The organism is Chroococcidiopsis cubana SAG 39.79 (genome assembly GCF_003991895.1).
GTDB classification, from domain to species: domain Bacteria; phylum Cyanobacteriota; class Cyanobacteriia; order Cyanobacteriales; family Chroococcidiopsidaceae; genus Chroococcidiopsis; species Chroococcidiopsis thermalis.
Map to the genome: position 1 here is coordinate 45,524 of NZ_RSCK01000005.1, position 24,154 is coordinate 69,677.

24 protein-coding genes are annotated in these 24,154 nt (G+C 44.0%); 12 read left to right on the plus strand and 12 right to left on the minus strand.

Going from position 1 to position 24,154, the window contains the following annotated elements:
* The first annotated feature begins 123 nt into the window (after nt 1-123).
* The 4 genes from DSM107010_RS04900 to DSM107010_RS04915 all read left to right on the plus strand — a co-directional run bounded on the left by DSM107010_RS04900 (nt 124) and on the right by DSM107010_RS04915 (nt 4,427).
* Nucleotides 124-1,014 (plus strand): hypothetical protein, encoded by an 891-nt coding sequence (locus DSM107010_RS04900; RefSeq protein ID WP_106166483.1) that lies wholly within the window; start codon nt 124-126, stop codon nt 1,012-1,014.
* Nucleotides 1,015-1,190: 176 nt separating this feature from the next.
* Nucleotides 1,191-1,682 (plus strand): 2TM domain-containing protein, encoded by a 492-nt coding sequence (locus tag DSM107010_RS04905; RefSeq protein WP_106166484.1) that lies wholly within the window; start codon nt 1,191-1,193, stop codon nt 1,680-1,682.
* 544 nt (nt 1,683-2,226) lie between these two features.
* Entirely contained in the window at nt 2,227-3,027 is an 801-nt protein-coding gene (locus DSM107010_RS04910) for a hypothetical protein (RefSeq protein WP_015154687.1), read from the plus strand.
* A 314-nt stretch (nt 3,028-3,341) separates the two neighbouring features.
* A complete protein-coding gene (locus tag DSM107010_RS04915; RefSeq protein WP_241994132.1) occupies nt 3,342-4,427 on the plus strand; it encodes an A/G-specific adenine glycosylase in 1,086 nt (361 codons plus the stop codon).
* A gap of 46 nt (nt 4,428-4,473) precedes the next feature.
* On the opposite strand, the gene DSM107010_RS04920 is transcribed toward DSM107010_RS04915, so the two are convergent.
* Together DSM107010_RS04920 and psb27 are read right to left on the minus strand one after the other, a co-directional pair.
* Nucleotides 4,474-5,988 (minus strand): family 10 glycosylhydrolase, encoded by a 1,515-nt coding sequence (locus DSM107010_RS04920; RefSeq protein ID WP_106168682.1) that lies wholly within the window; start codon nt 5,986-5,988, stop codon nt 4,474-4,476.
* A gap of 399 nt (nt 5,989-6,387) precedes the next feature.
* Nucleotides 6,388-6,783, minus strand: a complete 396-nt coding sequence (psb27, locus tag DSM107010_RS04925) for a photosystem II protein Psb27 (protein WP_041462465.1) — start codon at nt 6,781-6,783, stop codon at nt 6,388-6,390.
* Between the two features lie 105 nt (nt 6,784-6,888).
* Here psb27 and DSM107010_RS04930 point away from each other — a divergent pair, with 105 nt between their 5' ends.
* Nucleotides 6,889-7,485 (plus strand): Maf family protein, encoded by a 597-nt coding sequence (locus DSM107010_RS04930; RefSeq protein ID WP_015154683.1) that lies wholly within the window; start codon nt 6,889-6,891, stop codon nt 7,483-7,485.
* An 86-nt stretch (nt 7,486-7,571) separates the two neighbouring features.
* On the opposite strand, the gene DSM107010_RS04935 is transcribed toward DSM107010_RS04930, so the two are convergent.
* Nucleotides 7,572-7,829: a hypothetical protein gene (locus tag DSM107010_RS04935; protein ID WP_106168683.1), complete on the minus strand. Its 258-nt coding sequence runs from the start codon at nt 7,827-7,829 to the stop codon at nt 7,572-7,574.
* 231 nt (nt 7,830-8,060) lie between these two features.
* Between DSM107010_RS04935 and DSM107010_RS04940 the strand changes: the two genes are divergently transcribed.
* Complete coding sequence (locus DSM107010_RS04940; RefSeq protein WP_106168684.1) at nt 8,061-8,813, plus strand: phycocyanobilin:ferredoxin oxidoreductase; 753 nt, start codon at nt 8,061-8,063, stop codon at nt 8,811-8,813.
* Between the two features lie 56 nt (nt 8,814-8,869).
* Here DSM107010_RS04940 and DSM107010_RS04945 read toward each other — a convergent pair whose 3' ends face one another.
* The 6 genes from DSM107010_RS04945 to DSM107010_RS04970 all read right to left on the minus strand — a co-directional run bounded on the left by DSM107010_RS04945 (nt 8,870) and on the right by DSM107010_RS04970 (nt 14,401).
* Complete coding sequence (locus tag DSM107010_RS04945; protein ID WP_106168685.1) at nt 8,870-9,214, minus strand: XisI protein; 345 nt, start codon at nt 9,212-9,214, stop codon at nt 8,870-8,872.
* Nucleotides 9,202-9,618 (minus strand): XisH family protein, encoded by a 417-nt coding sequence (locus DSM107010_RS04950; RefSeq protein WP_106168686.1) that lies wholly within the window; start codon nt 9,616-9,618, stop codon nt 9,202-9,204. The genes DSM107010_RS04945 and DSM107010_RS04950 overlap by 13 nt, the downstream gene beginning before the upstream one ends.
* 23 nt (nt 9,619-9,641) lie before the next feature.
* Entirely contained in the window at nt 9,642-10,715 is a 1,074-nt protein-coding gene (locus tag DSM107010_RS04955; protein ID WP_106168687.1) for a Druantia anti-phage system protein DruA, read from the minus strand.
* Nucleotides 10,716-10,760: 45 nt separating this feature from the next.
* A complete protein-coding gene (locus DSM107010_RS04960) occupies nt 10,761-12,425 on the minus strand; it encodes an ATP-binding protein (RefSeq protein WP_127022490.1) in 1,665 nt (554 codons plus the stop codon).
* A gap of 11 nt (nt 12,426-12,436) precedes the next feature.
* Complete coding sequence (locus DSM107010_RS04965) at nt 12,437-13,669, minus strand: DNA double-strand break repair nuclease NurA (RefSeq protein WP_106167587.1); 1,233 nt, start codon at nt 13,667-13,669, stop codon at nt 12,437-12,439.
* 213 nt (nt 13,670-13,882) lie between these two features.
* Nucleotides 13,883-14,401, minus strand: a complete 519-nt coding sequence (locus tag DSM107010_RS04970; RefSeq protein WP_015154679.1) for an adenine phosphoribosyltransferase — start codon at nt 14,399-14,401, stop codon at nt 13,883-13,885.
* 360 nt (nt 14,402-14,761) lie between these two features.
* On the opposite strand from DSM107010_RS04970, the gene DSM107010_RS04975 reads away from it, so the two are divergent.
* From DSM107010_RS04975 to DSM107010_RS04985, 3 genes are all read left to right on the plus strand, one after another.
* Nucleotides 14,762-15,388 (plus strand): DUF3038 domain-containing protein, encoded by a 627-nt coding sequence (locus DSM107010_RS04975; RefSeq protein ID WP_015154678.1) that lies wholly within the window; start codon nt 14,762-14,764, stop codon nt 15,386-15,388.
* Nucleotides 15,385-16,362 (plus strand): DUF4335 domain-containing protein, encoded by a 978-nt coding sequence (locus DSM107010_RS04980; protein ID WP_106167589.1) that lies wholly within the window; start codon nt 15,385-15,387, stop codon nt 16,360-16,362. Before DSM107010_RS04975 ends, DSM107010_RS04980 begins: the two co-directional genes overlap by 4 nt.
* A gap of 81 nt (nt 16,363-16,443) precedes the next feature.
* A complete protein-coding gene (locus DSM107010_RS04985; protein WP_015154676.1) occupies nt 16,444-17,010 on the plus strand; it encodes a Uma2 family endonuclease in 567 nt (188 codons plus the stop codon).
* A 42-nt stretch (nt 17,011-17,052) separates the two neighbouring features.
* Here DSM107010_RS04985 and lnt read toward each other — a convergent pair whose 3' ends face one another.
* Both lnt and gyrA read right to left on the minus strand, forming a co-directional pair.
* Nucleotides 17,053-18,735: an apolipoprotein N-acyltransferase gene (gene lnt, locus DSM107010_RS04990; protein ID WP_373425471.1), complete on the minus strand. Its 1,683-nt coding sequence runs from the start codon at nt 18,733-18,735 to the stop codon at nt 17,053-17,055.
* A gap of 82 nt (nt 18,736-18,817) precedes the next feature.
* Complete coding sequence (gene gyrA, locus DSM107010_RS04995) at nt 18,818-21,397, minus strand: DNA topoisomerase (ATP-hydrolyzing) subunit A (RefSeq protein ID WP_106167590.1); 2,580 nt, start codon at nt 21,395-21,397, stop codon at nt 18,818-18,820.
* A 270-nt stretch (nt 21,398-21,667) separates the two neighbouring features.
* Here gyrA and DSM107010_RS05000 point away from each other — a divergent pair, with 270 nt between their 5' ends.
* From DSM107010_RS05000 to DSM107010_RS39395, 3 genes are all read left to right on the plus strand, one after another.
* Nucleotides 21,668-21,907, plus strand: a complete 240-nt coding sequence (locus tag DSM107010_RS05000) for a hypothetical protein (RefSeq protein ID WP_015154673.1) — start codon at nt 21,668-21,670, stop codon at nt 21,905-21,907.
* Nucleotides 21,908-22,017: 110 nt separating this feature from the next.
* Nucleotides 22,018-22,932, plus strand: a complete 915-nt coding sequence (locus DSM107010_RS05005) for a histone deacetylase family protein (protein ID WP_106167591.1) — start codon at nt 22,018-22,020, stop codon at nt 22,930-22,932.
* A gap of 198 nt (nt 22,933-23,130) precedes the next feature.
* Nucleotides 23,131-23,283: a hypothetical protein gene (locus DSM107010_RS39395; RefSeq protein ID WP_015154671.1), complete on the plus strand. Its 153-nt coding sequence runs from the start codon at nt 23,131-23,133 to the stop codon at nt 23,281-23,283.
* A 144-nt stretch (nt 23,284-23,427) separates the two neighbouring features.
* Here the strand turns inward: DSM107010_RS39395 and DSM107010_RS05010 are convergent, their stop codons facing one another.
* Complete coding sequence (locus DSM107010_RS05010; RefSeq protein WP_106167592.1) at nt 23,428-24,060, minus strand: FMN-dependent NADH-azoreductase; 633 nt, start codon at nt 24,058-24,060, stop codon at nt 23,428-23,430.
* Nucleotides 24,061-24,154 lie beyond the last annotated feature (94 nt).

The window sequence follows — 24,154 nt, forward strand, 5'->3', positions numbered from 1 at the left end:
CCAATGAGCTACGCTTGCCGACAGCATACAAAACGTAACTTAAATTATCCGCCGCTCGAATTTGCGAGCAGCAGGATAAAAATAGTCCCAAATGGGATTTGTCTCCGCCGCTAAGGAGTTTTTATGAATTCCGACCTGATTCCGTCTTCCCAAGTTTCCGATTCCGATTCTCAACAGCCTCCAACCGAGACTGTAGCAGAGGAAAACCAAGCAAACCGCCAGCAGCCAATTCCACCCCCAAGCGAACCAATGCAGTATCGTGCCATTGGTCTAGTACGCGGTCGCTATCAAGCCAGCGCCGAACAATTCACGCAAGGAACATTACTGGCGCATGATGGTACTCAACTGCAAGCCGTACTGCTAGGGCGAATTATTAGCTTAGTGAGAAAGCACATAGATTTAGAGGCAGAACACCTGTGGGTGGTTTACCCGCGCACAGGACAAAAAGATAATCAATTGCACCTTCAAATTGTCGGAGTTTGGGAACCAGAAACCCTAGCAAAGCAACCAACCCCAGAAGAAGCTCCCACCAGCGAAGCAGCACCCTCAGAAGCGGATTCTGCACCAATCGACAACGCCGAAGATGGTTATTTTTCTGTACGCGGTGAAGTCGTTTTTCAGTCTGCGGGGGATAGTCGGCTGGTCGTGAAAATCAAGCAAGCGCCACGTAAAGAATCAGATCGACCCAAGTTTTTTAAAGTCAATCTTCAGGGCGTGCTGAAAACAAAAGCTGTAGGTCAGTTTTGGGAGTTTCACGTTCTCAGACAAGCTGACGATCTCGTCGTACAAGAAGGTACATCGATCGCTACTTTGCCTAAACCCTTCCGAAAACCGATGAAAAAACCCTTCGGCGCGCGATCGGGAGGAGGATATAACAAAGGTGGAGGTAGAAGTAAATTCGAGACCCCACGTCCCGTCCGTAAGACTGATGGCTCTACACCCATGCCTCAAAAACCCGTACCTAAAGCCCCGATTCCCAAACCGACCAAACGTCCAAAACCACCGCAAGAGTAAATAGTAGTTGGTGACTGGTGATTAGCAAAGAGGAAAAAACACCAGTCACCAGCCACCTTGCTAAAACGCCACTAACGACTCATCGACCAACGACAACTCACTGAATTCCGAATTATCATAGAAACAGTGAAGCTATCTGGATTGAGTCAAAATTTTCTGGGAAAGGCATAGGTGAGATGAAAACAGTGGTTGACAACAAGCTAGTGCAGACTTATCACCAAGAAGATATTCAACAAATTCTCCAAATAGCGATCGCTCGTCAAGCCTATGAAGGAGAATTTTCTCGCCAACAATTATTAGAAATTGCCGCTGAATTAGAAATTTCCCCAGAATGTCTGCAATTAGCAGAACAAGAGTGGTTGACTCAGCAATCTGATAGTCAAGAACGGCAGAAATTTAATCTGGATAGACGGAAAAAGTTGCAAAAAAGATTTGGTAACTATGGTTTAGTTAATATCTTTTTTATCCTTTTAGATCTGGTCAGTGGCGGTGGTCTGTCTTGGTCGCTCTATATCTTATTATCTTTAAGTTTTCTTTTGGGTCTTGATGTATGGAATAAGTCACAGATTCAAGGCGAGGAGTATGAAAAAGCCTTCCAGAATTGGAAACGCAGGCATCAAATCAAGCGTTCGATTAATTCTTTGCTAGATAGACTGCTTAAAGCTTAGTTCCTCAATTATATTTTCACTTGTAGTATTTATTAGCGATCGCCTGTGCCTATTCTCGCTTTCAGAGGCACGTTTAGAGTGCGAGTGCTGGTTTGTGGCTATATAATTAAAAAAATTTTATCTAACGTAAGATAGACAAATAATCAGAGTTACAAGATTAAATTTTCTAACTTAAGTAGAGTTGATTTTATTTTGAGTATCTCTTTAGAAATACTCTAATTTTTGCTTGTTACCACTATTGATATATAGTTGCTCTTAATCCAACAAAAATTAAAGTTTTTTGGTAAAAATAGACGTAACGACAAATTTTTATCATTTTTCTGAGCTAAAACTACAAAAGGCAGAAATCAAACATAACTTCTGAGAATTAATTTTTCTAACCTAAGTCTAACCTAAGGTAGATATGCGAGCTTTAGGACTAACTATACAAAGCGCAAGTTTACCAGTAAAAGACGATTAGAATTCTGCTGGGAGTGCCAAATCTGGTGCAGAAATTCGTGTAATAGACTCCAAAAAAAGCAAATCGTATGTGAGGATGACAAAAATGAATGTTAAATTTTTCCATTCGACTGCCATTGTGTTTAGTTTTGCAACTGTTGTAGCAGTTGCAAGCGAACTGCCAGCATCAGCGCAAACTGCAAACCCTAAAATTTCTACTTCTGCTGCTGCTTTGAAGGATAGATTGAGAGTTAACACGATCGCACAAGCCGATCCAACGTATCCCAGCACTCAACCATCTACTCCCACTACAGATCCAACGTATCCCAGCACTCAACCATCTACTCCCACTACAGATCCAACGTATCCCAGCACTCAACCATCTACTCCCACTACAGATCCAACGACTCCTACTACAGAACCAACTACCCCAACAGAACCACCAGCAACTAATCCAGATCCAATTGAACCAGGATCGTCTACCCGTGGTGGTTCTAGCTACGTAGGCGTGGGAGCGAATATTGGGATAGACGGTAGTACAGCTTTAGGTGACACTAACTTCACCGTCATCAGTAAAATCGGATTAACCAATGCTGTCTCTGCACGTCCGTCAGTCATCATTGGGGACAATACAACCATCTTGATTCCTGTGACCTACGACTTTAACTTGCAACCTACAGGAATCGATACAGGTTCGGAAGCTGGTTCGATTTTTGCACCCTATGTCGGCGGTGGTTTGGGTATTTCTACGGGAGATGATAGCGATGTAGGACCAATGTTAACTGCTGGTGTAGATGTACCAATAGGTGAGCAATTTACAGCTAACGTAGGTGCGAACGTAGGCTTTTTAGATGATACAGAAGTAGGTATTCAAATTGGTGTTGGCTATAACTTTGCTGGCTTTTAATCAGTGACCAGTGACCAGTAACCAGTGACCAGTAACCAGTGACCAGTAACCAGTTAATAATCGGCAGCAAGCAGTTATTAATAGAGTTATCGCTACCTGCCTAACTCACTGACAACCGACCACTGATAACTGATACAGGAAGCACCATCAAGCAAAATAGCTATAGCGCCTGGAGAATTGTCTTCTACAGGCGCTATGCTGGTTAAGTTATAGAGTTTCAACTAGTTATCTTCTGTATATAACCATAGAATAATCTTTAAATTTAGGTTTTAGGTAAAGCCAACGTAAATATCTACCTAACTTATGTGAAAAAAGTGTTAAAGGCTCGAGGTATAAGACAACTCCTGACTTGGTACGATCGCGATCGCAGACCGCTACCGTGGCGACAGCAGGTCAATATTTATCATACTTGGATCTGCGAGGTTATGAGCCAACAGACGACTCTAGCCGTTGTCTTACCTAAATTTGCTCAATTTGTTCAACAACTGCCTACGGTAGACGATTTAGCCAACTGCGATGAAGAGACACTACACCGACTCTGGGCTGGATTGGGATATTACGCACGAGCGAGAAACTTGAAAAAAGGTGCAGAGTTCATCGTCAACCGCCTCAACGGTCGTTTTCCCCAATCTTATCGCGAATGGTTGCAAATTCCAGGTTGTGGCGATTATACTGCTGCCGCGATCGCTAGTATTTGCTTGAACGAAAAAGTTCCTTGTATTGATGGTAACGTCATCCGGGTGGTGAGTCGCTTGCTAGCCTTACAAGATGTGTGGAATACAGCAGGGCGATCGCGCATTCAAGATTATCTCACGCAAGTCATTCCTAGCGATCGTCCTGGTGATTTTAATCAAGCGATGATGGAGTTGGGTGCAACAATCTGCCGAAAAACGAAACCCCGTTGCGATATTTGTCCTTTACAAATGCAATGTTTGGCTTACGCTAACAATTGTATTGAAATTTGTCCTCCTAAAAAACCCCGCCGCGTTTTAGTAGATACGGAATTATTCGTGCTAATTTTTTGGCATCGACAAACCGATACTTTGGCAATTGGAGAAAGAACAGATGGTTTTTTAGCCAAAACGATTGGCTTTCCTTTGACGATCGCTCATCAATTATCAAAGCTCGATCGTTGGCAACCGCTTCAACTACCAGGAAAATTTACCCATGCGATCGCTCATCATCGTATCACTGGAAGGATTTGCGTTATTCAATTAAATAGTAATGACATTGATATCTCCATGCGGCAGCATTTAGCTTTATCGAAAACACTACACTGGATGAATCGTCTAGACCTCAGTGCAAAACTCTTAACCGCACTCGATCGAAAAGCTTTTCAGTTATTTCAAAATTACACTTATTCTGATTCAATTTGCGAACAACTCGCACTAAATTTATAGCATGAAATTTAAGTGTAGGGTGGGCAATGCCCACCTGATGATATAACTATTTCCAGCGACAAGACTTCCGCAAATTTTCAATTTCCGGTTCTTGCCAAGAAAAAGCAAAATGGCTAATTCCTTTAACTTGAGGTGCAGCACGCTCGATCGCGCTCATTTGAGCTTCAAGAGAGGGGCGATTGCTGATAGACTGTCCCCATGTACCAGCGATCGCCGGAATAACTTTAGCTTCAGGTGGCGCGTATTTAAACACTCTTTGCACCAAAGCCGCAATACAATCGGCATTACCGCAAGCAGCATAGGACATGGGATGCCATTCTGCACTGGTAGGAAACCGATCCCAAGGCTGTAAGCGGGAATCATACCCCTCACCTACAACTTGGTTGCCATCAGGAAAAAACACTAACCCTGTCTGTATTCCCTGTTGTTGTACTGGTGAAGCTGCCAAGGCGACAAAATCGAGAATTCCTTGTAGGGCATGGGCTACACTCAACCGCCATAACTCTAACTGTAGCAGCGGACGACGCGCCGCAGCACTCGGTAACACTTTTTTCTCCTCTTGAGTGGGTAGAGTGCGTCCCTGCCAAAGTGGTTCTCCTTCATCGGGATAAAGCTTATCGACCTCATCAACATCTGAGGCTGACAATGCACCCTTAGCAACATAGCGTTTAATCAGTTCTCGCCCCTTTTTGTTCAACGCCCGTTGTTCTAAAGCTTGACGGGCTGCTTCGCTATAAATCCATAAATCTTGTACTTTAGAGACTACAGAAGCACCACCCAAACCGCGTGGATAACGCACGTAGTCAAATAAGACTCCGTCAGGGCGGCGGCGTACCACTTGTTGCACCAACTGATAGAAGTCGCGCTTTGCCTGGACGTTGTAAGGATCGATAAATACTTGACTGGCGTTATCTACAACATTTAAGCTCGTATCGCCTTTAAAGTTCCTGGCTAATACCGATTGGCGATCGCTACGTTGCCCGTAGGAATAGCCGAAGTTCATCATAAACATCCAAGCGTAGACTTTCAAGCCTCGTTCGTGGGCTTTTTGAATAGCTTCAGCGAGTAAATCTGTATTTTCCGTGCCAGGGGTACGCACCATCGCGGGCCATGCTGTCGGGTTAGCCGATGCGGGTAATAGGACTTGCCCATCCGCAAATGTCTCGATGTAAACGTAGTTATAGCCTCGGCTGACAATCCGATCCATAATCTTGTCTAATACCCCTGGCTGAGTATCGCAGGGATAAAGGCGCAACCAGATCGCTTGATGTTGAGGCGGAGTGCGATCGCGGCACTCTGCTAATTGCTGTGCTTGTTGGTTTATTAGCTGTTTATAGCGGTTTTGCGCCTCTGTGTCACCTTGTAATGCTTTCTGAAGTAAGCTTTCTTTCTCTTGCCTTACTGCTTCTGATTCCTGACAGTAGGCAGTTGTTTGGGCTATTACAGGATGGTTCCCCAAGCTCATTACCAGTAAGCTACTCGTAAAGGCGATCGCCGCTAGGTATCGTTGTAATAGGCGCAGTTGCAAGAATTTTAATTGACTTAATTTGCAATCGGACATTCCTAAAAACAAGAAATAGGACAAAGGAATTCAGAAGTCAGAAGTCGGAAGTTAAGAAAGTATTATGGATAGCCTTAAAGAGTTGACAAACGATTAAATTTGCTGACTTTATGTTCTAGAGTGCAGAAGATAACTCTTCCACTTACAACTTACGACTCATAACTTACGACTTAGTTTGACGTTAGTATTCGACCTTTGGTTGCTGCCATCACTCAGAATAATTCGGAATTTGTCCTGTGTAATTCGTAATTATTCGGAATTTCTGCCACTGATGTTTCCTTTATCCGTTTCCCGGTAGGCGATCGCCTACTTTATTTGTGTAAAAAAATACTGGCAAGCAGTAACCTGCTTGCCACCAGCAAAGATACATATTTCTTAAATATGCGACTGTAACTAAGCTTAATTTCCCCGAGCCACCGCCATCTCTACTTGTTTGAATTCTAATTCCAGGCGTTGCTTAAGTTTTGCCGGTAGAGGACGGTTAGGATAAGAACTGTAGTGACCAGCCAGGGAATTTAAAGCGGTGCGCATGGTGGTAAAAGAACTTAAACCTGTCAAACTACCATTACGCTGATAGCGAGCGGCGAAATCATTAATTTTTTTGCGGGCTTCTGCTTGGATTTCGCCTTTGTTCGGTGCATCTTGCGGTAGTTCGATTGCGTTGCGCAATACACCTATCACATCCAAGGTATCTTGACGATAATCTCCAGAAAGCCCACCGCCACTAGAGCAGCCCATTAAACCAATAACGACTACCAAAACCAGGGCAAGTAGACGTGACCAATAGTGCTTCATATACAATCCATTCACATTCATACTTAAATCACAGTCAATCCTACCGTGGAATGGGATCATCTAAGAAGCCGACTGATAACTGATAACTGATAACTGATAACTGACATGGGTTTACCACAATTTGTTTTGGCTTCCGCTTCTCCGGCGCGGCGGCGCTTGTTACAAATGGTTGGCATCGAACCAATTGTGCGCGTCAGCAATTTTGATGAGTCTCAAATTCAAACCGAGAATGCGACTGAATTGGTAGAAACTTTAGCGCGTTGTAAAGCGGAAGCGATCGCACCTCAATTTGATTCAGCTTTAATTGTGGGCTGTGATTCTGTCTTGCTGTTAAATGGAGAAATACATGGTAAACCAGAGAATGCAGAAGTCGCGATCGCCCGTTGGCAGCACATGAGCGGTCAAGTGGGGGAACTGTATACAGGTCATGCTATTATCGACCAGCCGCAACAACAAATACTTGTCCGCACTCAAGTCACGCGGGTTTATTTTGCTCAAATGAGCGATCGCGCTATTAGAGCCTACGTTGCTACCGGAGAACCCCTCAAGTGTGCTGGTGCTTTTGCTTTAGAAGGGCGCGGAGGTCTATTTGTCGATAAAATTGAAGGCTGTCACTCAAATGTAATTGGTCTCAGCTTGCCCCTACTGCGCCAAATGCTATCGCAACTTGGTTATGAGGTGACGGAGTTTTGGGATAGGTAAGTCAAAAGTCAAAAGTTAAAAGTTAAAAGTCAAAACTACATTTGCAAAAGATTAGTGACTGACAACTAATAACCGACAACCAACAACTACCAATTACCATCCACCTCAAATTGATCCGCGTGCAGTACAGCTTCTCCACGATCTGGAATCCAAGCTAACCACTCGTCTTTTCCCACTTGGCACAGGAGCAATGCTTCATCATGACTGTAAGTACTGGGAAGTTCTCGCAACTTGACCCAACCATTGCGTTGACATTGCTCTAATGAATTGTCATAAATTTTGTTCAGCCAGTCCGAATGGGTTCTATCGGCGGTTTTGTGTTGTTTGTGAGAATTTAGTTGCACTGCCTTTGCCCTCTTTACTCAGAAAAGTCGATCGGCAATCTGTAAAAATTGCATTTCTGTAGTTTATGCTACAGAAACTTCGAGAGAAGCTGCATCTATCGTTGGATAACTTTACGTTTGTTCCAGCCAGATATACGATCGCCTTTTAAGTTCCGAGCCACATAGAGTAATAGAATGAGGAGTTGTAAGTGATGAATTCAGCATTCACAGTCCGGTATTGAGTATTTTTCCATGACACCTGCTTCTACTCCTTCACTGCGATCGCAACAGCACTCTCTAATTCGGCAACTAGCCGACGCGATCGAATCTGTTTGGCAAAACCACTTAGAACTTTCACCCTACGTCATTCCCGCAGAGTTGGGCTATGTTGAAGGCAGATTGGAGGGAGAGAAACTGACAATTGAAAATCGTTGTTATCAAACACCCCAATTTCGCAAACTACACCTAGAATTGGCGAAAGTGGGAACGACGCTAGATATTTTGCACTGCGTCATGTTTCCCCGCATAGAATACGCTCTACCCATGTTTGGCTGTGACTTAGTCGGAGGAAGGGGACAAATTAGTGCTGCGATCGCAGATTTATCGCCTTTAAATCGAGACCGAACTTTACCATCTGCTTATACTGCTGCACTTTCTGCTTTACCAAATCCGAATTTCTCTCAACCCCGAGAACTTCCGGTTTGGGGAGATATCTTTTCACCGTTTTGCACGTTTATTCGTCCTGGTTCTCCAGAGGAAGAAGAGAAATTTTTGGCAATGGTACGAGGATTTTTAGAAATACATTGTACCCAGGCGATCGCATCTCAACCTGTTTCTAAAACGCAACAAGCCGAAATTTTCGCCGCGCAACAATATTACTGTACAAAACAGCAGCAAAATGACAAAACTCGCCGAGTGTTAGAAAAAGCCTTTGGTGTAGAGTGGGCAGAACACTACATGACGACTATATTATTTGACTTACCGGAAGCAAGTAGTTTGGAGTAGATTTTGCGCTTCCAGGTTTTCGCGCCAGGAGTGATGCGTTGTTAGCTTACACTGCTCTACGACGCTACAGCGAAATCTGTATACTGTCTCATCTTAGGCTCGTGAAATGCCAAAACGATGTCTTCTTTGGGAACACCTGCACGAACCAAGTCAGTTGCAATACCGTCTTCAGTCCAATCCTCTTCAACCCAGAATTTCCCATCACGAATCCGAACATAGACTGTCATTCCAGTAACACGATCCCCATTCTGCCAACCAAGATTCATCCAAATATAGTGCGCCTTTGACTCATCTACGAGCAAAAATGTCTCAATACCTCGATTGGAATGGCGATTACACAGTTCTACATACTCAGTCAAAATACGCTTAATTAGCTTGGGATACTCAATTAATTTATCCATTGCGTAATCTCCTCTGCTTCTATATTTACGATAATGAGTGGCAGTTGATGTCTCTTGAGAATGAGTTGAATTACATCCTGAGTGAAAAATGTATTATATGCAATTGTACTAATAGCAATGTAAAGCTTGCGGTCTGGTGCTGTTGCTTCCAGAAGATAGCGGTAGATATCGTACTGACCGAGAGCTTCCTTCAAATCTTGTATTTTTGATGCACCAACAAAGCTTTTCGCTTCAACAACAAGCTTTTGTCCATCTCGTTCAGCTGCAATAGGACGCTCAGCACCGAGATCGGCGTACAACGTCGTTCTTCGATACTGAATTACATAAGGGTCGTCTGTAATCGACCATCCATCCCTGAGCAGTGCATTTTTTACTGCATCGTGGATAAGATCTAACTTAGGCATAGCTTAAGTATGAGTCAGCCTCTCTATCTCTCAGGTTCTAACTCTAAATTAGTTTGTAAAATATCAAGTCTAGGAGTGACCCATCTTTCGTGCCAATAGCTCACCAAATCTCTTTGATTAAAGCTTTTCCAGCTCACCCGATTTGTATCTCCCAACAAATATTCCTGCCAATTTTCAGCTAAAGTACAACGATAATAGCCTCTTTGCCATCCAATACTAAGCATATCCTCAGATAATCCAAGTTCATGTAGCCCTCTTTTCAAAATACGCATTTTCCAGTTTGGTCCCTCGCCAAATCCGTAAGTATCAAAAACATCGTTTGGCACAACCTGCCTAATTAATTCCCAGCTACCGTTGGCAGTTATATGAAGATGACTCTGTCCTTTCGTATAATTTATAAATTCCCAATTTGTTAAACGATTATAAATTGCTGATTTACCAAATGCTCCTAACGTATCGATATAAATAAGATAAGCTTTTTTATTTTCTCCAGTAATAACAGAAGGGCTATTTTTGTATTTTTGATAAAAGTCCTTACGAACTTGTGGAAACATTAAAGTAAGAGCAACCAACTTAGAACCAAGTATCTTGTTATAGGGCGGGATTGCTCCAAGAATATATGCAGTCATACAGTTGTACAAACGCTGTATTTTTTGATCTTTTGTCCATCCGATAGACTCATCATCTCTGACACCCAAACCAATAACGGGATCGCAAAGACCAACTATGCCTATCAACTTATCATTATGACGATCGAAGACAAAGTAACGAATGCGCCTTCCATAACCGACTGTAACAGGTACAGACCAATAAGATGTAGCATATGCCCAAAGCCGTTGGTGTTCTTCTCTAGATTCAACTGTAACGAGATAAGGATTAATTTTAGATATATCAATATCTGATGGCTGTGCAAGATACTTTTGAACTTTATTTCTATATTCTTGCCCTTTTGAGTTTGTCCGTTGAGCTAATTTTCGTTGAACCTCTCTAAAGTCTTCTACAATAACTTGGTGCTTTTTTTCATTCCATATAACTCCATAATTTTTTAGATTTTTAAGAATTTTTCGCTTAAGAGCTAGTTTATGCTTTTCTTCCATCACGTTTCTATCTGAAAATTCGTAAGATTTCACTTCTGTCTCAAATTAATCTTTGAGTTTAGCCTCCCGATAAACTTTTACTTCTACCATTTTTTCAAACTCATTGACTCGAACGGGAAGGGCAAAGGCTTGATCCGAAGAAACCATGTATAGATTACCTGCGATCGTCTCACGTTGAATAAAATTTGAGATGACTCCATCATAGTTGATATTGGATTTCACCAGTGCTTTTATATCATCAGAATTACCCATGTGAAAAGCAAAAAAGTTTTCTGCCTGAGTTCGGATTTCGTCAGAAATAGCAGAGGGACGCTGCGTAACAGCAACTAAGCCGAGTCCAAATTTACGTCCTTCTTTTGCTACTCTGACAAATGGGTTAGCATTTGATTTTACAAATTCTTGAGACAAAACATTTTGAGCTTCCTCTACAAAGACGACAGCATTGACAACTTCTTCTGGTTCATCTGATGTAAATTTTTCCTTGTTACTGTTAAAAAGTTTACGTACCAGAATAGTTGAAATAATACTAGCATCCATATTATCTTTCAAAGATAGATCGATAATAACCGTCTTTCCTTGCTTCAAATACTTGAATGCATCTTCTATAAGATTCGACGAACTAGAATGTAAATTACCTTCATCAATTAAATGGCGGATTCTTTTCCGAATTGCCATGATTGTTTTTCGAGCAGAAACATCTTCTTTAACGTTTCCCTTGGGGTCTTTTTTTTGTTCGCCAAAGAAGTCGGAAAAATCCCTATAAAGATTACTTGGACTTTGAACATAATCATCAATATTTTCAATAAAGTTAGATATCCCGTCTTCATCAAGATATAGAAGAAAAGATTTCATCACTTCCGAGAAACCAGCTCCAAAACTTAATATGTCACCCACTGCCAAATGCTTGTGCATATTGAGAGCGACTTTTCCAGCAGAAATAAATCGATTCTGCTTCTGATAAACTTCTGGTAGTTTCTTATCGGTATATACAACAACATTATCTCGAATTGACACTTCATTTATATCTCCTAAACGATATGTAGCTGTGCCACGCAAAAAGTATTCACCGTTCAAGTCAAAAATCAGCTTTCCGTATGAAGTATCACGAGTCATGTGGTAGAGAAGCACTTTAACAAGATTGGTTTTTCCGAAACCTGATTGAGCAAATATCATCGTGCGTTTGTTACGCAACTTGTCAATTTTAAATAGGATAGGTCCCTTATCTTCAAAAATTGTTTCTCCTACACAGAGATAACCAATTTCAGCACCATTTTCATTTGTTTTATTAAGGATTGATTCTATTTCACGCTTATTTAAATGCCTTGCGATATAAGAAACAGTTGGGAGTTTTCTCACAGCCGTTGTGAAAGCGATCGTAGAGCCACTATCTGTAAATGTACCTAAAATTCGCACTTTATATGTGTAGCTGAACATCTTTTGCTTGTCTCGTTCGGAAAGCTCTCTTTCTGCGATTCGAGCATAATGTACAGCGATTAAAGTTTTATCCTGGGATTTAAAGATAGGATCTTCATCATATATTTCAGCCTCTACCCTAGCGAGGTATTTTGTATTACCCTCATCTTTTGGAGTTAATACAATAAAATCGCCAGTTTGTGGACTAGCTTTAGCATCCTCATAAGAGGAATATATCAGTAGTGCATCTTCAGTTGTTTTCTGACCGTAAAGAACACCGAAGTCAACTTTTCCCATAAGAATTCCTCCTAAAATCTTTCATGCATATCCAGAAAAAGATTTTCAATATCAACATTGTCCATCCTTTGATCCCTATAAAGGGAGTACTTGAGACGGGCTATTATTTCTTCTTTAAAATTTTTCTTTAATGATATAAAGTTATGAACTTCACACAGTGGGTAGGGATAGCCAAGAATATAATGTTCTTGAGTGAGGCGGGTTAATTCCTTAAATATTATATCCAACTCCGTTTTATGTCTTTCAAGGGTGTTTAATTCAATTCCCGGGATCGCATCAAAGATATTTGCATCTACTATAAGCCAGTCGTAGTTTTGTAACTTCTCAACATAATCTAATCTAGCTGCAAAAAATAACCCAAATCCTCGCCCTCCGCGAGTAGATTTTTTAATAAACATATCCCCTTGATATGCTGCCTTGAGAGCTACGTCAGGAACCTCAAACCAGCAACAGAGCTTTTTCCGCTTCGGATCTGTTTCTGTAAAGGGATACTCATACTTGAGCTGATCTTGCAGGTAGTTATCAATCTGCTTAAATGTGTAGGAAAGCTCCATCTTGATAGGAGATTGCTTGGTAACAGCAACTATTTTTATACCCTTTTTATGAGCATATTTCCCTAATTTTACTAAGTATTCTTGTTTTAATTGCAAAGGTCGCAGTGTACCATCTCGTAAAATAAAATCTTCTGGTTTTGTTTCTGGTAAATTAATAATTTCTAAAACCAGTGCTATCTCTAATACTTCTTGACAAAATCCTAGTAAGGTTGATAAGTTAGTGCAAATTTGTTCTTTTTTGTATGGAAAAATCTTCTCTGGAACTTCATTTAAAAACTCAAGTAAATCTTTGACTGGTTGCAAAGTTAAAAACTCATCATAAATAGCAAACAAATGGTCTTGACGTGTAATCAGAATATTTTGTGGATAATATGCTTTACCTAATATGATTGGATCGTCTAATGAATTCATCCGAATCTGCTGACCTTTATGAAAGCAGACATATCCAGCCGCATAGACAGCAATGCATAAGCCGTTGTAAAATTGTTCACTATTATAGCTACCGTCGATCGCGTAAAATCGTCTATCGCTATCATCAATTTGATCGAATGGAATAATTTCAAATATTTGAGGAGTTTCTATATTGTCCTCATGCCCAATTACGGGAATAGCATAATTTTTGTTGCTTCTTGTGTTGATGTGTTTGGCAACTAACTCAATCGCACTATCAGGTATTTCTTTTCTGGGCATATCTCGTCTTTGGCACTCTCATCTTAGGAGATTGTACCCATCTTCGTTGGGCTAGTACATATTTTGGAGTAGCTTACACAACTCAGGTTTAGCTTAGCTACTGTTGCGATAGCCTGCCAGCAACTCCAAAGTAAGCTCTATGAGTACTTTGCGCTAACTTGGCTATGCTAACAGATGGGCTTTAGCTCGTGTCCTCATGACTCAGGAGGCTAACTAATACTCCACTAGCGCCACAATTGGCACGTCGGGCAAATTCCGCCGCCCTGCTAAATCTCGTAACTCGACGATAAACCCAAAACCAACCAACTCGCAGCCGATTTGCTGCACTAACTTCGCCGTGGCGCTGGCGGTTCCCCCAGTGGCGATCAAGTCATCTACAATCAATACCCGACTACCAGGCTGCAAGGCATCTTGATGCACTTCTAACTTATCCATGCCATACTCTAGTTCGTATTCAACCGAGTGAACCAAAGAGGGTAACTTCCCAGGTTTACGCACGGGAATAAAGCCAATGCCTAATTTATAAGCCAAAGCTGCACCAATGATAAAGCCGCGTGACTCAATCCCTACAATATATTCAGCATTTAACCCCGCACCATCCAGCTTATCAGCCAGACTATCTATGGCATGGCGTAGCCCTGCGGCATCGCGCAGCAAAGTGGTAATATCTCGAAACAAAATACCAGGCTTGGGAAAATCGGGAATATCGCGAATCAGGGACTTGAGATCCATAGGTTGTCAGCGAGACTGGCTGAGTATAACGGCAACTATCTATATTGGCAGACTTAGGAAGACTTTGAAAAATCGTACACTAGAATTCCAGATGTTTTAAATTGTTACGTGCGATCGCTAATTTCGAGCGAGAATCAGGGAAACCTTATTATCAGTTACCAGTTATCAGTTATCAGTGACTAGTGGCAGGTGACTAGTGACTAGAATTGCTCCCTTGTCCCCCTTGTCTTCCTTGTCTCCCTTGTCCCCTTCTTCCCGACTCCCGACTCCCTTCTATGCTAAAAGTAGACAGTCAGTCGCCAATTTTGCCAATCTAGTGAAGGCTGGTTTTAGTTATTTACTCGTATATCTTTGGTTAAGATGAATGTCTCCGCAAGCGCGAATCCGTTAGATAGTTCAACCGTCCCATCCCTCCCCCTGATGCTGGAAAGTTTACCTAACCCACCTGTTGATGAAAGGGCTTGTCCTCAAAGGGTGAGGTTGCAAATTGATTTGATGTTACTGGCGATTGAAGCCCTAGAACTTGGTGGTTCGGAATTATTCTTGGCAATAGCGCAGGAGCTAGAACTACAAGATATTGTCAAAAATCGGGTAAACTTGTGGCGAATGCGCTGTACGAACCCATTGAGGCGATCGCACGCTCGGCGCGACCTCAGTTTACTAGAGGCTAAAGCACTTGTCGTCATCGCCGCCGATTTAGCCCGCAGGTTGACAGCTGTGATTCGACAGTTGCTATTGACATATCAGCAAATGCGTGACAAAGGAATTCCACTTGAACAAAATTTACGCTTGTCTAATTATCTCGAAAGGTTTCGATCGCATTTTCGCAGTCGGATGAATCCTCGTCGTTCTGGGGTACTGGCTTACAATTCCCCTGAAAAGTTGGATGAACTAGCACTGACACTGCTGCAACAATTGCTATTTTGTACGGGAACGGCGGGAATGCAGCGGTTGTGGATTAGTTTGTTTGATGGGGAAGTAGAATGACGACGATTCAGCGCAAGTACAGCCTGCCCAATTGCACGCTGGTTTTAGAGGGATTGAGCGATCGCGCGACTGACTCCCAATCCTTTGACGGGCGACCCGTACTCACAATTTTGACCTATGTTGAGTGTCAACTCATCCAGGCAAAACAAACCTTGACTGGTGGTAGAGATTTTTTTGAAAGTTTAGTGACAGCTGTTAGCGGTTACGCCCAAGAATTTTTGAGTCACGTCACGCACCCAGAAGCGCACAACAAAGAATCTAGCTTGGTACATCTGCAAAAAATCGATCGCGATCGTCATCGTTTGACCGTCCAGCCAGAAAGTCATAAAGAATCAGAGGCAAATAGCCACACCGAAGGCACGACGCAGGAAGTCGAGCTGACAACAGTACAGTTATTTGACTTAGTAGAGGCAATCGATCAGTTTTTTGCTGACAATCAAACCTTACCAGATTTAACGCTGCAACTAGCTCCAGTTTCGCGGCGCTACGTGCGATCGGGACAGCAGTTAGTCAAGCAAGCCGTACCCGCCACCGTAGGCGCATCAGGATTAGCCCTAGCCGCGATCGCCTTTTTCTTAATTCCCATTCCCGAAGCTGTCCGCCGTCCTACAGAAGCCACCTCTCCATCCGCCCAATCTACCAACATTGCTAACGCACCACCCATCACCGATCCGTTGCAATTGGTGCAATTACAGCAAAAACTCACCGACCAACTCCGACCGGCGTGGAAGCCTAACGTAGCCCTCGGTCAAGATTTAGTTTACCGCGTTGGCGTAGCTGCTAATGGAGCGATTAAAGGCTATGTTGCGACTAACGACATATCCAACGGGCAAGTCCAGCAAACTCCCCTACCTCGCCTGCTATCCCAACCTGCTGCTGGTAGTGCTACGCCACCAGAATCCTTAGCTCAATTTCAAGTCACCTTTACACCCAAGGGAGAAGTACAGGTTAAGCCTTGGGAAGCGAAGAAATGAGACAAGGGGGACAAGGGAGACAAGGGAGAATAAACTGTCAACCAACAATTACCAACTACCCATTACCCATTACCATTCTTTATGGATACGGTGATATTAAATCTAGAACCAATCGTGCATTTGACTCAGGAACAGTTTTATCAACTGTGCATGGCAAATCGCGAGTTGAATTTAGAGCTTAATGCCAAAGGAGATTTAATTATCGTGCCACCCGTAGGAGGAGAAAGCGGCAATCAAGAAGCAGATCTGATAACAGATTTGAATAATTGGAATCGTCAAACCAAGCTAGGAAAAGTCTTTAGTTCCTCCACAATTTTTCGTCTCCCCAATGGTGCTAACCGTTCTCCTGATGCAGCTTGGATAAGATTGGAACGATGGGAGGCTCTAACTCCAGAAGAACGAGAAAAGTTTCCTCCCATATGCCCAGATTTTACAATTGAATTGCGCTCTCGCACCGATACGCTAAAACCATTACAAGAGAAAATGCAAGAATATTTGGCTAATGGTTTGCGTTTGGGTTGGTTAATTAACCCTCAAAATAGCCAAGTAGAAATTTATCGCGCCAACCAGCCTGTAGAAGTCATATTTTTACCTTCCGTCCTCTCTGGAGAAGATATTTTACCTGGATTTGAATTACCTCTAGAATAGAGCGATCGCGACCTTCTCATATACGATCTAAAACCCTAAAACCTAAACTTGTCCAACAAGCCTTACCAGCCAAACGACAACAGCCACAACCATCAACATCGGTGTCAGCCAATCGCCCCAACGCACGTATAAAGTTTTGGTTTGACGGCGATAAATAGTTTCGGAATGGATTTCATAAGTATTGTGTCCCGATATCCAAACTGTCTTACCGTGAGGATCGACAAAAGCAGAATATCCGGTATTGACAGCACGCACAGCCCATCTGTCAGTTTCGATCGCCCGCATGATATCTAAAGCATGGTGCTGAGCTGGCATCGCAGCGCTGTAATGGGCATCGTTGGAGGGACTGAGGATAAATTGCCCTCCAGCAGCAGCTTGGTAGCGAAATCGTTCGGGAAAGGCAGATTCGTAACAAATTCCGACAATTGCTCGACCGAAAGGAGTATCGAATAACTGATTTGGCGCACCTGCTATTTGATGCTCGTCAAGCGGTGAAAGTCGAGAAACAATCCCACCTAAAATTTCTTGGAATGGAACGTATTCGCCAATCGGTACTAATTTTGATTTGTCATAACGACTAAAAATCTGTCCGTTACTCAGTAGGGTAAAAATACTGTTCGTATAGCCTCCTTTTTTGTCGCCAAACAATCCCAACCAAGCAACTACGCCCCTTTCTTTGACAGCGGAGTAAAAAGAAGTGCGTTGAACGTCATTCCAGCGAAAAGGTAAAGCTCCTTCTGGAGTTAAAACTGCATCAACTCCCCGATCTGCTAAAGTTTGGTAGCCAGTCGTATAACCTTCGATCGCCTTCCGAAAACCTTCGGGATAAAGTTTGATTTTATTCGGGACGTTACCCTGGACGATCCCAACTTTGAGAACTGTGTCTGGAGACTGAATCAGGGGACGGCTGTACAAGCTGTAGCCCAAAAGGTGTAATAAAAGGCAAAAAGCAAAAGGCAAAAGGCAAAAGACAACAGATGTTTTTCGACTCCCCTGAATGGGCGCACGGCTGTGCCCCCCTACAACTGCAATCCAAGCTTCGGCAAACAATCCATTGACAGCGACGATCGCAGCTGTAACAGCACTTGCTCCAGAAAGTTGTCCGAGATGGAGAATGGGTAGGTTGTGGGGGCTTTGGGTGTAGGAAAGCGAAGACCACCACAAGGGTCCGGCACTCCACAAGCTTTCTAAGCCGCACCAAAGAGCAACGCCGATGAGGAGGCGGACGAGACTAAGAGGAATTTTGTCGCGCAAAGACGAGCCGGTGCGTTGCGGAGCCAGCGCCGTGCGGGGGTTTTCCCCGTTGAGGCGACTGGCGTGAGGTTCCCTCCGTTGTAGCAACTGGCGTGCGAAGGCGCAAAGGGTTTTTTGTGTTTTTGCGTTTGGGAGTAGGGATTTTAAAGTGGGAATTCGCCAATTTAGCAGTGCTTTCATGCCAACGCCCCAGCCAACTACTAAGGCAGCTCCCCAGAGGGTGATGAAGATCCAGCAGAAAAGGGCGATCGCCAGACTACTCAACCACGGTACACCCATCCAAGTCATAGGATGAATGCCTGTAATCCAAAATAAAGCGACACCGTGATAGCCAATGCCCCAAAGGAGGGGTAAGGAGTGAGGAGCGAGGAGTGAGGAATGTTTGGGGGTTGTAACTACCAATACCCACAGAGGAGCTAGGGCAATCCAGGCAAGAAACCAAGCTCCTACAGGGGCAACGGTAAGCCCCATTAATATACCGCTAGCAAGAGCAATAAGCAGCGAAAAAGGAGAGGCGATCCCCTCACTCCTCACTCCTCGCTCCTCGCTCCTCTTAACACGCAGCCGCTTCATCGCTGACATCAGATGGAACTAGAGCTACAGCCGCGATCGCATCGTCTTCGTCCAAGCGTTGTACTCTTACGCCTGTCGCACTGCGCGATTGGCGGGGGATGGCATCGGTGGATTGACGAATGATAATGCCGCGAGTCGTGATCAGCATCAATTCGTCGCCTTCATTGACTACCATCAAGGCTGCTAGCTTGTCTTTGAATTTGCGATTTTGCTTGAATTTCGTCGCAATTTTGCCTTTGGTGGCACGATTGTACAACTTGAATTGGGAGACGGGGACGCGCTTGCCATGTCCTGCCATTGTCACAATCAATACCCAAGGACCTTGAGTAGCATTAGCTATTTCACCATTCTCCTCAGTTTCGGTTTCGACGATTTCGGTTTCTTCGGCTTCGGCTTCAGCGGGGTCGGCTTCTTCCATATGGGAAGCAGCAAGTACGGCACTGGCAATGATATCCATGCCGATTAGTTCGTCTCCCTCTTTGAGTTTCATGGCTTTCACGCCCCGGGTGGCTCTACCTAAAGGACGCAATTGTTCGTGACTGGTTCTAAAGTGAATTGCCATGCCAAAGCGAGAACCGATGATAATACTATCTTCGACTCGCGCCCTACGTACCCAACGCAATTGATCGCCTTCTTCTAGGGAAATTGCAATTAATCCGTTTGCCCGAATATTGGTGAAAGCTGCGAGTTCGGTTTTCTTGATGTAACCGCCTTTAGTTAGCATTACCAAGTATTCTTCGCTAGTAAATTCACTAACTGGGACGATGGAAGTAATCCTTTCTTCTTTAGGGATCGGCAGCATTTGCACGATTGGCACGCCCCGACTGGTACGCGATCCCACGGGAATTTGATAGGCTTTGAGGGAGTAGACGACACCGCGATCGCTGAAGAATAAAACGCTGTCGTGGTCGCAGCAGGTGAGGAAGTGATCGACACCATCATCCTCTTTCATTCGCGTCCCCGATTTACCCCGCGTTGCCCGACTTTGAGCTTCAAAGGTATCTAAGGGCATCCGCTTGATGTAGCCTTGTTCCGTCAGCAGAATTACTGCTTTCTCGTTGGCGATTAAGTCAATCGCATCGAATTCCCCTTCAGCAGGTTCGATTTCCGTGCGGCGAGGGGTGGCGTGGGCTTGTTTGATTTGGGTGATTTCAGTTTCGATGATTTCTAAAATCCGCTCTCGCCGTGCCAAGATATCTTTTAAATCGGCAATTTGGACTTGTAAATCTTCGTGTTCTTGACGAATTTTCTCTGCTTCTAGTGCTGTCAGTCGCCGCAACTGCATTTGTAAAATTGCATCGGCTTGGGCTTCCGATAGTCCATGAGTATCGATTAATTGCTGTTTTGCCGTAGTTGTATCGGCAGCACTGCGGATTGCAGCAATGATCTCATCTAGGTTGAGTAAGGCAATCAGTAACCCTTGCAGGATATGATCCCGTTCTTCAGCTTTCCTCAGTTCGTAACGGGTGCGGCGGGTAATTGATTCAACGCGAAACTCTAAGAAGACGTGAAGAAACTGTTTTAAAGTCAATAGCTGGGGTTCGTTGTTGACCAACGCCAGCATATTCGCACCAAAGTTAGCTTGAAGCGGAGTTTGCTTGTAAAGGTTGTTGAGGACGACACGGGGATAGGCATCGCGCTTGAGTTCGATGACAATTCTCATCCCATCGCGATCGCTTTCATCCCGAATATCGGCAATTCCTTCAATCCGCTTGTCATTAACGAGTTCGGCAATTTTTTCAATTAAGGCTGCCTTGTTAGTTTGGTAAGGCAGTTGAGTAATGATAATTGCTTCCCGTTCCGGTCGTCCTCGTTGTTCGACCGTTTCGATCTCCGCCACGCCGCGCATCGTAATTGAACCGCGACCGGTGGTAAACGCTTCGTGAATCCCCGACGTTCCCAAGATTTTTCCACCCGTAGGGAAGTCGGGACCAGGGATATATTGCATCAACTGGCGATCGCTAATTTCTGGATTGTGAATCAGCGCCACTACACCGTCAATTAATTCGCCCAAGTTATGCGGCGGAATATTTGTCGCCATCCCCACGGCAATTCCCGAAGACCCGTTGAGCAAAAGTTGGGGAATTCTCGCAGGTAAAACAATCGGTTCCTGCTGGGAACCGTCGAAGTTGTCGATAAAGTCTACAGTTTCGGCTTCAATGTCCTGTAACAAAGCATTTTCAGTTAATGCCTGCAAGCGACATTCGGTGTAACGCATTGCCGCTGGGGGATCGTTATCCACCGAGCCAAAGTTACCATGCCCTGCAATCAGGGGCGATCGCATGGAGAAATCCTGCGCCATCCGTACCAAGGCATCATACACAGCCGTATCGCCGTGGGGATGATATTTACCTAGTACCTCCCCCACAACACGGGCGCATTTACGGAACGGACGGTCTGCCGTTAATCCCAACTCATGCATGGCGTAAAGAATTCGGCGATGCACGGGTTTCAGACCATCCCTGGCATCTGGTAGCGCCCTACCTACAATTACGCTCATGGCGTATTCCAGGTAAGACCGCGACATTTCGTTCCGCAGATCGGTTGGAATGATGGTCATATCTTTGCAAAAAACTCCAAATTTGTCGATTTCCGGCAGATAATGCCCAAGATGTTGCTAAATCTTCGGTTTAGCTGCCAAAAAGCTGTAAATTATATCAAAATTTTATCATATTTTGCTAGGGATTGGTTGGTAATGGGTAATGGGTAATAGGTAGTTGGTAGTTGGTTACTGATAACTGAGAACTGACAACTGAATTTAAGCCTCAAGATAGTGTGTGCCTAAAGGCGATCGCTTTTAAGCTGGGGCGTGTAGAGGTGAGAATTAGATATGAGCAGTGAAACGGCTCCAGATCGAGCAGAAAAGCAAAATCCCCCAGGAGATCCATCGCAACTCGATCCAGAAGTACTGGATAAAATTAAACACCCGCCTTCGATTCACGACCAAATGAAGCAACTCAGTCCTGAAGAATTGCGGGCAAACCAAGCCGTGTCGCCAGAAATGCTCAATAGTGGTGAAGATTTACGCGATGATATTATGCCAACAGATGAGCCTGAAGAAAGTGACTAGTGGTTAGTGACTAGTGGTTAGTCTCTTTTCTAGTCACCAGCCACCAGCCACTAGCCACTCACGAATGACAACCATATCGCGCTAATCTGAGAATCAATTAGGATTTAGATATGTTGGCTGTCATCTATTCTGACGAGTTTCTCGAACACAAAACGGGACGGTTTCACCCAGAAAAACCAGAACGCATCAGCGTGATCGCATCTGCTTTACAACATACTAGCTTTGCTCACCAACTAGAATGGCGATCGCCTGTGACAGACCCCCAAAGGGCGATCGCGTGGTTGGAAAAAGTCCATTCACCCCATCACATCCAATCTGTTCGAGAACTTGCCACCCAAGGCGGCGGCTATTTGGATCTCGATACTCCTGTATCTCCCCGTAGCTACGATGTAGCACTATTAGCAGTTAATGCATGGTTGGATGGGATCGATTACACGCTAGCAACAAATAATCCTGCTTTTGTCCTGTCTCGTCCCCCTGGACACCACGCCGAAAGCGATCGCGGCATGGGATTTTGTTTGTTTTCCAACGCGGCGATCGCCGCTCATTATGCCTTAGAAAAACCCAATATCGAGCGCGTGGCAATTCTAGATTGGGACGTACACCACGGTAACGGGACTCAGGCGATCGTCGAGAATCACCCCCAAATCGCTTTTTGCTCCTTACATCAGTCTCCCTGCTACCCTGGCACTGGTACAGCTGCCGAAACAGGCGCGCACAACAACGTCCTCAACCTACCCCTCCCCCCAGGTAGCACGATTGCTGACTACCAACCAGTGTTTGAGACTCAAGTGATGCCATTTTTAACTCAGTTTCAACCCGATCTACTGATTGTCAGTGCTGGATACGACGCTAACGCCGCCGATCCTTTAGCAGAAATGTACCTGCAACCGCAAGATTACGGATTATTTACGGAATTTTGTCTTAAGATTACTCACCGGATTGTCTTCGGTCTAGAAGGAGGTTACGATCTCCCTGCCCTGTCTCAATCTGTAGTAGCTACAATCGAACGGTGTCTTTTTTAGGGAGTCAGGAGACGGAATTAACTAGTCACTAACCAAAGCGCCACTAGTCACTGTCAGCTTCCCTCCGTACAATCACAGAGGTGGTATCTAAAAAGAAAATTAATTACAGTAATCTCTCGGTGGAACTCTCACCTAGACAAATGGGTAAATAGAAAAGTCAATCGCATCAACTCCTAAGTTGAGCCAAAGCAAGTAAAAATGACTACGTACATTTTTTTCGATACAGCCTTACGCATTTTTGTCAACGCCTATCTGGTTTCTGTAGTACTGCTTTTATCGGCTTCTGCCATTGGATTAGCAGTTATCGAATCAATTGAAAAAGAGCATCATCCATTCCTTAAGTCAAGATAATCTCTTCCCAGCAGGGGTGTAATGGCTGTGATAGTATTCGTTTGATGCGATCGAGTTGGGATCGGCTCAGACACTTACAAAAAGGCTTCGACTCGATCGCCAGAATTTAAGCATGTTTGTGACTCAAGAGCTGTAAAAGCTCTTCTATGCTGCAACTAACTCGGCAATTTTTGCTTGAGCGTTGGCGATCGATTTAGCCAAACTCGTGCCACCAAACTCATCATTCTCAACAGAAACAAAGCTGATGTCGGTGATGCCAATAAATCCAAAGATCGTTCTTAAATAAGGGTCTTGATGATTCAGCTTTTCATTACGTTCGCCACTTCCAAAGCCAGAATCACCTCGCGCCGTAATGATAAACATTTTCTTACCTAGTACTAGTGGTTTGTAAGGATTTGCAGCATCCTCTGGTTCAAACACAAATGTTCGTCTAGGGCGTACAATTTGGTCAATGTAAGCCTTGAGCGTGCTGGGAACGCTGAAGTTGTACATGGGAATACCAATGATATAGAGATCGGCGGCTAAGAATTCATCCACTAAGCGATCGCTAATCCGAATTGCTTCTTGTAATTCAGGGGTTCGTTGTTCTGGCGGTGTAAAAGCAGCTGCAATCCACGGTTCGTCAACATGAGGAACGGGATTGCGCCCGACATCGCGATAGGTAACAATATCATCTGGGTGAGTTTGTTTCCAAGCCTCAACGAATTCTCTGGTGAGCCTGCGAGAATGGGATCGCTCTCCTCTCGGACTGGAATCAATGTGTAGAATACGTGCCATCAGATCTCCTAATGCTTTATTGCTGTAGTAGTTGCTCGTACCCTACAATTTAGCCAAGTCGAAAATTCTGGACTACTCAAACCTTGCGCGACTA

Excerpts from the sequence above, each read along its gene's own strand:
- DSM107010_RS04900 (WP_106166483.1), top strand. The coding sequence starts at position 124 with ATGAATTCCGACCTGATTCCGTCTTCCCAAGTTTCCGATTCCGATTCT.
- DSM107010_RS04905 (WP_106166484.1), top strand. The coding sequence starts at position 1,191 with ATGAAAACAGTGGTTGACAACAAGCTAGTGCAGACTTATCACCAAGAA.
- DSM107010_RS04910 (WP_015154687.1), top strand. The coding sequence starts at position 2,227 with ATGAATGTTAAATTTTTCCATTCGACTGCCATTGTGTTTAGTTTTGCA.
- DSM107010_RS04920 (WP_106168682.1), bottom strand. The coding sequence starts at position 5,988 with ATGTCCGATTGCAAATTAAGTCAATTAAAATTCTTGCAACTGCGCCTA.
- psb27 (WP_041462465.1), bottom strand. The coding sequence starts at position 6,783 with ATGAAGCACTATTGGTCACGTCTACTTGCCCTGGTTTTGGTAGTCGTT.
- DSM107010_RS04930 (WP_015154683.1), top strand. The coding sequence starts at position 6,889 with ATGGGTTTACCACAATTTGTTTTGGCTTCCGCTTCTCCGGCGCGGCGG.
- DSM107010_RS04940 (WP_106168684.1), top strand. The coding sequence starts at position 8,061 with ATGACACCTGCTTCTACTCCTTCACTGCGATCGCAACAGCACTCTCTA.
- DSM107010_RS04945 (WP_106168685.1), bottom strand. The coding sequence starts at position 9,214 with ATGGATAAATTAATTGAGTATCCCAAGCTAATTAAGCGTATTTTGACT.
- DSM107010_RS04950 (WP_106168686.1), bottom strand. The coding sequence starts at position 9,618 with ATGCCTAAGTTAGATCTTATCCACGATGCAGTAAAAAATGCACTGCTC.
- DSM107010_RS04955 (WP_106168687.1), bottom strand. The coding sequence starts at position 10,715 with ATGGAAGAAAAGCATAAACTAGCTCTTAAGCGAAAAATTCTTAAAAAT.
- DSM107010_RS04960 (WP_127022490.1), bottom strand. The coding sequence starts at position 12,425 with ATGGGAAAAGTTGACTTCGGTGTTCTTTACGGTCAGAAAACAACTGAA.
- DSM107010_RS04965 (WP_106167587.1), bottom strand. The coding sequence starts at position 13,669 with ATGCCCAGAAAAGAAATACCTGATAGTGCGATTGAGTTAGTTGCCAAA.
- DSM107010_RS04970 (WP_015154679.1), bottom strand. The coding sequence starts at position 14,401 with ATGGATCTCAAGTCCCTGATTCGCGATATTCCCGATTTTCCCAAGCCT.
- DSM107010_RS04975 (WP_015154678.1), top strand. The coding sequence starts at position 14,762 with ATGAATGTCTCCGCAAGCGCGAATCCGTTAGATAGTTCAACCGTCCCA.
- DSM107010_RS04980 (WP_106167589.1), top strand. The coding sequence starts at position 15,385 with ATGACGACGATTCAGCGCAAGTACAGCCTGCCCAATTGCACGCTGGTT.
- DSM107010_RS04985 (WP_015154676.1), top strand. The coding sequence starts at position 16,444 with ATGGATACGGTGATATTAAATCTAGAACCAATCGTGCATTTGACTCAG.
- lnt (WP_373425471.1), bottom strand. The coding sequence starts at position 18,735 with ATGGGGCTTACCGTTGCCCCTGTAGGAGCTTGGTTTCTTGCCTGGATT.
- gyrA (WP_106167590.1), bottom strand. The coding sequence starts at position 21,397 with ATGACCATCATTCCAACCGATCTGCGGAACGAAATGTCGCGGTCTTAC.
- DSM107010_RS05000 (WP_015154673.1), top strand. The coding sequence starts at position 21,668 with ATGAGCAGTGAAACGGCTCCAGATCGAGCAGAAAAGCAAAATCCCCCA.
- DSM107010_RS05005 (WP_106167591.1), top strand. The coding sequence starts at position 22,018 with ATGTTGGCTGTCATCTATTCTGACGAGTTTCTCGAACACAAAACGGGA.
- DSM107010_RS39395 (WP_015154671.1), top strand. The coding sequence starts at position 23,131 with ATGACTACGTACATTTTTTTCGATACAGCCTTACGCATTTTTGTCAAC.
- DSM107010_RS05010 (WP_106167592.1), bottom strand. The coding sequence starts at position 24,060 with ATGGCACGTATTCTACACATTGATTCCAGTCCGAGAGGAGAGCGATCC.